The 10,078-nt window shown below is 65.5% G+C and carries 9 protein-coding genes; 8 read left to right on the forward strand and 1 reads right to left on the reverse strand.

The window, feature by feature from the left end; all coding sequences use genetic code 11:
* Positions 1-98: 98 nt before the first annotated feature.
* Positions 99-905: an undecaprenyl-diphosphate phosphatase gene (locus tag LB543_RS25655; RefSeq protein ID WP_224616147.1), complete on the reverse strand. Its 807-nt coding sequence runs from the start codon at positions 903-905 to the stop codon at positions 99-101.
* A gap of 227 nt (positions 906-1,132) precedes the next feature.
* Between LB543_RS25655 and LB543_RS25660 the strand changes: the two genes are divergently transcribed.
* From LB543_RS25660 to LB543_RS25695, 8 genes are all read left to right on the forward strand, one after another.
* Positions 1,133-1,825: a glutathione S-transferase family protein gene (locus tag LB543_RS25660; protein WP_015314714.1), complete on the forward strand. Its 693-nt coding sequence runs from the start codon at positions 1,133-1,135 to the stop codon at positions 1,823-1,825.
* Positions 1,806-2,960 carry a tRNA epoxyqueuosine(34) reductase QueG gene (queG, locus tag LB543_RS25665; protein ID WP_224616148.1) on the forward strand — a complete coding sequence of 385 codons (1,155 nt, stop codon included), beginning with the start codon at positions 1,806-1,808 and terminating at the stop codon, positions 2,958-2,960. Before LB543_RS25660 ends, queG begins: the two co-directional genes overlap by 20 nt.
* Positions 2,957-3,856 (forward strand): SDR family oxidoreductase, encoded by a 900-nt coding sequence (locus tag LB543_RS25670; protein ID WP_224616149.1) that lies wholly within the window; start codon positions 2,957-2,959, stop codon positions 3,854-3,856. Before queG ends, LB543_RS25670 begins: the two co-directional genes overlap by 4 nt.
* Positions 3,857-3,975: 119 nt before the next feature.
* Positions 3,976-5,061 (forward strand): penicillin-insensitive murein endopeptidase, encoded by a 1,086-nt coding sequence (mepA, locus tag LB543_RS25675; protein ID WP_224616150.1) that lies wholly within the window; start codon positions 3,976-3,978, stop codon positions 5,059-5,061.
* A 346-nt stretch (positions 5,062-5,407) separates the two neighbouring features.
* The gene (locus tag LB543_RS25680) at positions 5,408-6,454 is read left to right on the forward strand and encodes a glucokinase (protein WP_224616151.1); all 1,047 of its coding nucleotides are present in this window, start codon (positions 5,408-5,410) and stop codon (positions 6,452-6,454) included.
* A 77-nt stretch (positions 6,455-6,531) separates the two neighbouring features.
* Positions 6,532-8,391, forward strand: coding sequence for an ABC transporter ATP-binding protein (locus LB543_RS25685; RefSeq protein WP_140812212.1), 1,860 nt, complete (start codon positions 6,532-6,534; stop codon positions 8,389-8,391).
* Positions 8,388-9,233, forward strand: coding sequence for a 4-hydroxy-tetrahydrodipicolinate reductase (dapB, locus tag LB543_RS25690; protein WP_224616152.1), 846 nt, complete (start codon positions 8,388-8,390; stop codon positions 9,231-9,233). Before LB543_RS25685 ends, dapB begins: the two co-directional genes overlap by 4 nt.
* Before the next feature lie 91 nt (positions 9,234-9,324).
* Positions 9,325-9,945, forward strand: a complete 621-nt coding sequence (locus tag LB543_RS25695) for a 2,3-bisphosphoglycerate-dependent phosphoglycerate mutase (RefSeq protein ID WP_140764976.1) — start codon at positions 9,325-9,327, stop codon at positions 9,943-9,945.
* Positions 9,946-10,078: the final 133 nt, after the last annotated feature.

Genomic DNA, 10,078 nt, shown 5'->3' on the forward strand with positions numbered 1-10,078 from the left:
CCCGTCCCTATACGGGGAGAGGATGCCGGCAGGCAGGTGAGGGGCAGCGCAAACTTCTGTTAACGCGCCTATTCAAACCGACGCGATTGCCCTTGCAATCACCCCCAAACCATCAGCGCCACCAACCCGACAACCCCCACCACCAGCCGCCACCAGCCGAACAGCGAGTAGCCGTTGCGCGAGACGTAATCGAGCAGGAAGCGGACCACGAACAGCGCCGTGACGAAGGCGGCGACGAAGCCGATGGCGATGATCGGCAGGTCGGCAGAAGTCAGCACGTTACGGTTCTTGAACAGATCGAAGGCGAAGGCGCCGACCATGGTCGGAATGGCGAGGAAGAAGGAAAATTCCGCCGCCGCCCGCTTGTCGACGCCCAGAAGCAGCGCGCCGACGATGGTCGAACCGGAGCGCGACGTGCCGGGGATCAGCGACAGGCACTGGAACAGCCCGATCTGCAGGTAAAGCCTGGTCGGGAAGCGCTCGACGTCGCGGTAGACCGGCTTGAGGTTCATGCGGTCGACCACCAGCAGCACCACGCCGCCGATGATCAGCATGATGCAGATCAGTCGTGGCGAGTCGAACAGCACCGTCTTGATGAAGTCGTGCGCCAGCGCGCCTATGATCGCCGCCGGCAGGAAGGCGATCAGGATGCCGATGACGAAGTGCCGCGTCAGCCGGTCATGCGGCAGGTCGAGCAGCATCTGCCACAGGCGGCGGAAATAGACGCTGAGGATGGCCAGGATGGCGCCGAGCTGGATCAGGATCTCGAAGGCCTTGCCGGTCGACTGGAAGCCGAGGAAATGGCCGGCGAGCAGGATATGGCCGGTCGAGGACACCGGGATGAATTCGGTCAACCCCTCCAGCAGGCCAAGCAGCAGGGCTTCGACGATGGTCTGGCTTTCCATTTCTACCTCGGCGTTGGCGTGACGGCTAACGGAATGGCTTGCTTGTCATGGCGCCGAAGTCCCCCTATAGGTCGCAACACCCCTGACGGCCCGCTAACCGGGCGGCCAAGACTTACCGGTGCGCCTTGCGATTCGCCAGTGTGGCAATCCGGAATTCGCCACACCTGGGACGAGCGCGATGCGCGAATTCCGGATTCTGAACCAGTGCGCTTTATCATCGCGGAACCATGCTGACGCTTTTCCACCATCCCATGTTCGCCACCTGCCGCTTCGTCCGCCTCGCCTTTGGCGAGTATGGCGAGGAGCTGGCGCTGATCGAGGAAAAGCCGTGGACGCGCCGCAAGGAGTTCTTGGCGCTGAATCCGGCCGGCACGCTGCCGATCCTGCTGGCCGAGGGTGACGTGCCGATCATCGGTGCGACGGTCATCTCGGAATATCTCGACGAGACGCGCGGCGTGCTGAAGCGCGACAAGCGGCTGTTCGCCGAGGACCCGATGCAGCGCGCCGAAATCCGCCGGCTGATCGACTGGTATCTCAACAAGGCCGAAAGCGAAGTCACCCGCCACCTCGTGCGCGAACGCGTGCTGAAGCCGGTGATGCCGGAAACCGCCGGCGGCGGTTCGCCCGATTCGGGCGCCATCCGCGCCGCGCGCGCCAACATCCGCCAGCACATGAAATACACCAACTGGCTGGCCGGCACCCGTCATTGGCTGGCCGGCGGCAGGGTCACCTATGCCGATCTGGCGGCCGCCGCGACGCTGTCGGTGCTCGACTATCTCGGCGAGATCGACTGGCGCGAACACCCCGCCGCGCGCGAATGGTACACGCGGGTGAAATCGCGGCCCTCGTTCCGGCCGCTCTTGACCGACCGCGTGCGCGGCCTGTCGCCGGTATCGCATTATGCGGACCTCGACTTCTGACGCGGCAAAACTGCGTGCACTGATCGACGCGGAGGCGCGGCGCGCCGGCTTCGATGCCGTCGCCGTCACCAGCCCAAATGCCATCCCGTTGGCGCCGGCACGGCTTGCCGAATTCGTCGCCGACGGCTTTCACGGCTCCATGGACTGGATCGCCGAGACGCTCCAGCGCCGCAGCGAGCCTTCGACGCTGTGGCCCGACGTGCGCTCGATCATAGTGCTGGCGATGAATTATGGGCCGGACCATGACCCCCGCGATGTGCTGGTCAGGCGCGACCGTGGCGCGATCTCGGTCTACGCGAAGAACCGCGACTATCACGAGGTGATGAAAGGCCGGCTGAAGGAAATCGCCGGCAAGATCGTCGCGCGCGCCGGCGGCGACGTGAAGGTGTTCGTCGATACCGCCCCCGTCATGGAAAAGCCGCTGGCGGAAGCAGCAGGCCTGGGCTGGCAAGGCAAGCACACCAATCTGGTCAGCCGCGAGCACGGCTCCTGGTTGTTCCTCGGCACCATCTTCACCACGGCCGAACTCGCACCCGACCGTGCCGAAATCGACCATTGCGGCTCCTGCCGCGCCTGCCTCGACGCCTGCCCGACCGACGCGTTCCCCGCCCCCTATAGGCTCGATGCGCGGCGCTGCATTTCCTATCTCACCATCGAGAACAAGGGGCCGATCCCGCATGAATTCCGCGAGGCGATCGGCAACCGCATCTATGGCTGCGACGACTGCCTCGCCGCTTGCCCCTGGAACAAATTCGCCCGCGCCGCGTCCGAAGCCAAGCTCGCCGCGCGCGACGAATTACGCGAGCCTGCGCTCGCCGATCTTCTGGCCCTCGACGATGCTGGCTTCCGCGCCTTCTTCTCCGGCTCGCCGATCAAACGCATCGGTCGCGACCGTTTTGTCCGCAACGTGCTGATCGCCGCCGGCAATTCCGGCGAGGCCGCCCTTACCGGCATCGTCCGGGACCTGCTCGGCGACGCCTCGCCGCTGGTGCGGGGCGCGGCAATATGGGCGCTGGCGCGGCTGGTGCCGGAAACCGAATATGCCGAACGGGCCGCGAACGGCCTGAAGAGCGAGAGCGATGGCGCCGTCCGCGAGGAATGGCGCCTGGCGCGGCCAAACAGGACGCATGCATGAGCGAAAAGCAGGTCTTCATCTTCGGCGCCGGCTATTCGGGCAAGGCCTTTGCCCGCTCCAATACGGGAGCCGCCACGATCGTCGGCACGACACGCGTTGAAGAAAAATTCGATGCGCTGCGGCAGGCCGGCATCGACCCACTGCTGTTCGATGGGAGGTTGACGGGCGACATCGGCGATGCGCTGGAGAAAACCACCCATCTGGTGATTTCGATCGCCCCGGAAGAAACCGGCGATCCCGTGCTGAATGCCGCTCGGGAAGCAATCGCGGGGATGCCTGACCTGAAGTGGATCGGCTATCTCTCGACCGTCGGCGTCTATGGCGATCATGGCGGTGCCTGGGTCGATGAAACGGCCGCGTGCCGGCCGGTTTCGAAGCGCTCGATGATGCGGGTCGAGGCCGAGCAGTCCTGGCTGAAACTCGGCCGGGACATCGACCGGCCGGTGGCGATCCTGCGGCTCTCCGGCATTTACGGCCAGGGCCGCAACGCGCTGGTCAACCTGGAAAACGGCACGGCCAGACGCCTGGTCAAGCCGGACCAGGTGTTCAACCGCATCCATTGCGACGACATATCGGGCGCGCTGTGGCATCTGATCGGCGGCAATACGGGCGGCATCTTCAATGTCACCGACGATGAGCCGGCGCCGCCGCAGGATGTCGTCGCCTATGCCGCTTCGCTGATGGGGGTTGAGCCGCCGCCCGAAATTCCGTTCGAGACCGCGCAACTTTCGCCCATGGCGCGGTCCTTCTATGGCGAGAACAAGCGGGTCGCCAATGCGGCGATCAAGGCGGCGGGCTATCGGTTTCGCTTTCCCGACTATCGCGCCGCCTTCGACCATATGTGGGCAAGCGGCGACTGGCGCGAGGGCGCGCCGCGCAGTCCGATGAAGGGATGAGCAATTCCAGGAAAAGTGTGAAACGGTTTTCCGTCCGGAATTGCGCCAAAAGCTAGAGCGATCGAAGCGTCGCATGTTGCGTGCTATGATTCGGGCTTGGGGTTTGTGGATCCGGTTTCATGAAGACAGCGACGTCTCTCGGAAAAAAATCACTGCTCGCCGCCGCGCTTGGTCTGTTCGCATTGACCGGTCTCGCCCCACAACCGGCAGCGGCCGAGGAACGGGCAAAAGACCTGTTCGGCGCCGAGAAACTGCCGACGGCTACCGCCCCTCAATCCTTCGGCTTCTATTCCAAGGGCTGCTTTGCCGGCGGCGTCGCCATTCCCATGGATGGGCCGACCTGGCAGGTGATGCGGCCATCGCGCAACCGTCGCTGGGGTCATCCGGCGATGATCGCGCTGATCGAGAAACTGTCGCGCGACGCGGCCGCCGACGGCTGGCCGGGTCTGCTGATCGGCGACATCGCGCAGCCGCGCGGCGGGCCGATGCTGACCGGCCATGCGTCGCACCAGATCGGGTTGGACGCCGACATCTGGCTGACGCCGATGCCCGACCGCACGATGACCAGGGCGCAGCGCGAGACCATGAGCGCCACGCTGATGGTCGACGAGAAGACGCATCTGGTGAAGGACGCGCTATGGACGCCGCAGCACACGGCGTTGCTGAAGCGCGCGGCGAGCTATCCGCAGGTCGAGCGCATCTTGGTCAATCCGGGCATCAAGAAAAAGCTCTGCGACACCGTCAAGGGTGACCGCTCCTGGCTGCGCAAGATCAGGCCGTTCTGGGGCCACGACTATCATTTCCACATGCGCATCGGCTGCCAGCCGGGCTCGCCCAACTGCAAGGCGCAGGAGGCGACACCGGATGACGACGGCTGCGGCAAGCCGCTGGCCTGGTGGTTCACCGAAGAGCCGTGGCGGCCCAACAAGAACCCCGATGCGCCCAAGGCCCGCGACCTGATGACGATGGCCAACCTGCCCAGGGAATGCCGCGCCGTGCTCGACGCGCCGGGGCCTGCCTCGGCCGAGGCCGCGACCTATCATGGCGACGCGGTGCCGATCGCGGTGGCGGCGCCCGAACCCGAAGCGCCGGCGCTGCCCGCTGTGACGGCCAGCAGCACGGCCGGTCTGCCAAGCGCGGCGAGCGCTTTCATGGCGACACCAGAGGTCGGCGTACCGGTGCCGCGTCCACGGCCCGGCAATTGACGATTGATTGCCGAGGTCGGCGCTGCCCCTCATCGCCCTGCCGGGCACTTCTCCCCGTATAGGGACGGGGGAGAAGGGGCTGGCCGCAACCTCCGCGTCCTCCTTGCAATACTGGTGATTGGCGAAATCGGCGATGGCAGCCCCCTCTCCCCGTCCCTATACGGGGAGAGGATGCCGGCAGGCAGGTGAGGGGCGGCGCCGACCCTGGATAAATCAGCCAAGGACGGGATTCAAATTCGAAGCGATTGTCCTGGAACTGAAAGCAAGCGCCTTTCCCTTTGCAAGGCCATGCGCTAGTCAACGGGAAAACAGCTGCACGTAGCCCGGACGGGGAACGGACGAGAGCATGCCAAGCACAGCCGATGACGAGACTTTGCTGCGGTTTCCGATCCTGATCGGCGATATCGGCGGCACCAATGCGCGCTTTTCGATCGTGCTCGACGCCAACTCCGAGGCCGGCGAGCCGACCATCGTCCAGACCGCCAATTACAACACCATCGACGAGGCGATCCAGGCGGCCGTGCTCGACCGCTCCTCGGTCCGTCCCAATTCGGCGGTGCTGGCGGTTGCCGGGCCGGTCGACGGCGACGAGATCGAGCTCACCAACTGCCCGTGGGTCGTCAGGCCTAGGCAGATGTTCGCCAGTCTCGGCTTGAGCGACATCGTCGTGCTCAACGATTTCGAGGCGCAGGCGCTGGCCGTCGTCGCGCTTGGCGAAGAGCATATGGAAAAGATCGGCGGCGGCACGCCGGAGCCCAATGCCGGCCGCGTCGTGCTGGGTCCGGGAACCGGTCTCGGCGTCGCCGGGCTGGTCCATGCGCTGCATCACTGGATACCGGTGCCCGGCGAAGGCGGCCATATGGACATCGGCCCGCGCACGCCGCGCGATTTCGAGGTGTTTCCGCATATCGAGAAGCTCGACGGCCGCATTTCAGGCGAGCAGATCCTGTGCGGACGCGGCCTCGTCAACGTCTACCGGGCGGTGGCCAAGGCGGACGGCAAGCCGTCGCCCTTCACCACGCCGGCCGAGGTCACCGCTGCGGCGCTGGCCAAGACCGATCCTGTGGCGCAGGAAGCGCTGGAGACCTTCGTCACCTGCCTCGGCCGCACCGCGGGCGACCTTGCGCTGGTGTTCATGAGCCGGGGCGGCGTGTTCCTCACCGGCGGCATCGCGCAAAAGATCGTGCCGGCATTGAAGGAGGGCAATTTCCGCGCCGCCTTCGAGGACAAGGCGCCGCACAGCGCGCTGATGCGCACCATGCCGGTCTATGTCATCACCCATCCGCTGGCGGCGCTCCTCGGACTTGCCGCCTATGCCAGGAACCCCTCGCTGTTCGGCGTCCAGACGGCGGGCCGGCGCTGGCGCGACGAAGTTAGTCACCCCAAGGCATAGGCAAGCCTGCTGCTTGGCGCTAATAGGGGTGCCGAAATGCCCGCCACGGGCAGCGGAAACCGGCAAAGCCTTCTGATTTGACACTTCAAATTCCAAACAAACAAAAAGCCCGGCCTGGCGAGGTCACAGCGGTGCTGCGCCGCATTCTCGCTGAGAACAGCCATGACTATCGCTGGACCTATGTCATGGTCATCACCTGTTCGCTGATCGTTTCGGGCACGACCGCCTTCACGGCCTGGATCATGGCCCCGATGGTCAACCAGATCTTCTACGAACGGCGTGGGGACGCGATCGTGTGGATCTGCGCCGGCTTCATGGCGGCCTTCCTGCTGCGCGGCTTCGCCGGCTATGGCCAGGCGGTGGCGCTGGCCAAGATCGGCAACAATCTGGTGGCGCGCTACCAGAAGCGCATCTTCGATCACCTGATGAAGCTCGGCGTCGGCTTCTTCAACGACACACGTTCCGGCCGGCTGGCGGCCCAGGTCAACGAAAACGTCGGCGGCATCCGCGACCTGCTGTCGTTGACGCTGACCTCGATCACCCGCGACGCCGTGACGCTGATCGGGCTTCTCGGCGTCATGGTCTACCAGGATCCGGTTCTGTCGCTCAGTTCGCTGCTGATCGGGCCGCCGCTGATCTGGGCCGTCGTCTACCTCACCCGTCGCGTGCGGCGCATAACCCGCGAATCCGTGCTGATCAATTCGCGGTTGATCGGCGCCGTGCAGGAAGCCACGCAAGGGATCGCCATCGTCAAGGCCTTCACCATGGAGGACGAGTTGGCGGGCCGCATCGGCAAGCTCGCCAGCGACGCCGAACAGCGCTCCAACAAGATTGCCCGCGTCTCCGAACGGCTGGCGCCGATTTCCGATATGCTGGCCGGCCTCGCCGTCACCTCCGTCATCGCCTATTCCGGTTACCGGGCGCTCGTTCTCGGGCAGCCGCCGGGCGCGGTCTTTTCCTTCATCACCGCGCTGATCCTGGCCTATGACCCGGCACGGCGCCTGGCGCGCATGCAGGTCGGCATGGAGCGGGCGCTGGTCAATGCACGCATGATCTACGAACTGCTCGACCTCGAGCCGAAGCAGGGCGACGCCCCGGATGCCACGCAGGCGCATTTCACCACGGGCGAAGTGCGCTTCGACAACGTATCCTTCCGTTATGTCGAGGAGGCACCGGTCCTGCAGGGTCTGAGCTTTGTCGCCGCCGCCGGCAAGATGACCGCCGTCATCGGCGCATCCGGCGCCGGCAAGACGACGCTGGTGGCGTTGTTGCAGCGCTTCTACGACGTCGAGAGCGGCACGATCACGATCGACGGCCAGGATATCTCGAAGGTCACCAAACAGTCGCTGCGCGGCTCGATCGCCTATGTCTCGCAGGCCCCCTACCTGTTCGAAGGCACCATCCGCGACAACATCCGCTATGGCCGCCCCTCGGCCACCGATGCCGAGATCGAACAGGCCGCGCGACTGGCCGCGGCCGACGAATTCATCCGCCAGCAGCCGCAAGGCTATGACACGCCGGTCGGCGAGAATGGCGCCACGCTGTCCGGCGGCCAGCGCCAGCGCGTATCGATCGCCCGCGCCATCGTGCGCCAGGCGCCGATCCTGCTGCTCGACGAGGCGACATCGGCGCTCGACAACGAGGCCGAAGCCCGGGTCCAGCAGGCGCTCACCAAGGTCATGGAAGGGCGCACCACCATCGTCATCGCGCACCGCCTCTCGACCGTGGTCAATGCCGACCACATCATCGTGCTGGAACAGGGCCATCTGGTCGAGGAGGGTACGCACGCCTCGCTGATGGCCGACCCGCACAGCGTCTATGCCCGTTTCCACCGGATACAGGGCGTCAAGGGCCTGGGGCTTGTCGACGACAGCGCGCCGGTCGAGACTTCGGTTCAGGATTTGGAAACCCAGAACGTCGCCGGGAGCACGGCATGAGCGAAACATCGGCAACATCGGGCGAGCCGGCCAGCGATATGGGCCTTGTGGTGGTGGGCGCGGCCGGCCGCATGGGCCAGACGCTGATCCGTGCCATCCACGCCATTCCGGGCGCCCGCGTCATCGGCGCGGTCGAGCGCGCGGATTCGCCTCACCTGGGCAAGGATGCAGGCGAACTGGCCGGCGTCGGCCGCATCGATGTGGCGATCGGCAGCGATCCTTTACCAGTCTTCGCCAGGGCCGATGGCGTGCTCGATTTCACCACTCCGGCCTCCACGGTAGAGTTCGCCGGCTACGCGGCGCAGGCGCGCATCGTCCATGTCATCGGCACGACCGGCTGTTCGGCCGACGACAATGCGAAAATCGCCGCCGCCGCGCGCCACGCGACCATCGTCAAGTCGGGCAATATGAGCCTCGGCGTCAACCTGCTGGCGGTGCTGGTCGAGCAGGCGGCGCGCGCGCTCGATGCCGATGATTTCGACATCGAGATCCTCGAAATGCACCACAGGCACAAGGTCGACGCGCCTTCGGGCACGGCGCTTCTGCTCGGCGAAGCCGCCGCCGCCGGGCGCGGCATCGCACTGGCCGGCAACGAAGTGCGTTCACGCGACGGCCATACGGGTGTGCGAAAAACTGGCTCGATCGGCTTCGCCGCCCTGCGCGGCGGCTCGGTCGTCGGCGACCACAGCGTGATCCTGGCCGGCACCGGCGAGCGCATCACGCTGTCCCACCACGCCGAGGACCGCGCCATTTTCGCCCGCGGCGCCGTCAAGGCCGCACTGTGGGCGCGGGACCAGAAGCCGGGACTGTATTCGATGCGCGACGTGCTCGGGCTTGCCTGAAACGACCCTGAACCATCTTCGTTCTTACGCAAGTCCGGACGGAAAACCGCTACACACTTTCCTTGAACGCTCAGACCCCAGAGGAGCAAAAATGTCGAGAACTCTCGTGCTCGTTCGCCACGGCCAGAGCGAATGGAATTTGAAGAACCTGTTCACCGGCTGGCGTGACGTCGACCTGACCGAGCAGGGCCACGCCGAGGCCAAGGCCGCCGGGCAGAAGCTCGAGGCGCGCGGCCTGAAATTCGACATCGCCTTCACCTCGGCGCTGGTCCGGGCGCAGAAAACCTGCCAGCACATTCTCGACGCGGTCGGCCAGAGCGACCTGAAGACCATTCGCGACCAGGCGCTCAACGAGCGCGACTATGGCGACCTCTCCGGTCTCAACAAGGACGACGCACGCCAGAAATGGGGCGAGGAGCAGGTGCATGTCTGGCGCCGCTCCTATGACGTGTCGCCGCCCGGCGGCGAAAGCCTGAAGGACACCGGCGCCCGCGTCTGGCCCTACTACCTGCACGACCTGCAGCCGCACGTGCTGCGCGGCGGCACGGTGCTGGTCGCCGCCCACGGCAACTCGCTGCGCGCGCTGATCATGGCGCTGGACGGCAAGTCGGGCGAGGAGATCGTCAAGCTGGAGCTCGGCACCGGCGTGCCTGTGATCTACCAGCTCAATGCCGATTCGACCGTGGCCTCGAAGGAAGTGCTGGAAGGCTGAGCTTCTGTTATTTCTGCCAATTGTGACATTGGAGCCGCCCCTCATTGCCCTGCCGGTGTCCAGCGGATAGATGGGTAACAGAATGAACCGGATACATAGGTAACAGTTTTCTCCCCCTAAGATGCGGTTGCCG

This window comes from Mesorhizobium sp. ESP7-2 (genome assembly GCF_020164715.1).
Classification (GTDB): Bacteria; Pseudomonadota; Alphaproteobacteria; order Rhizobiales; family Rhizobiaceae; genus Mesorhizobium.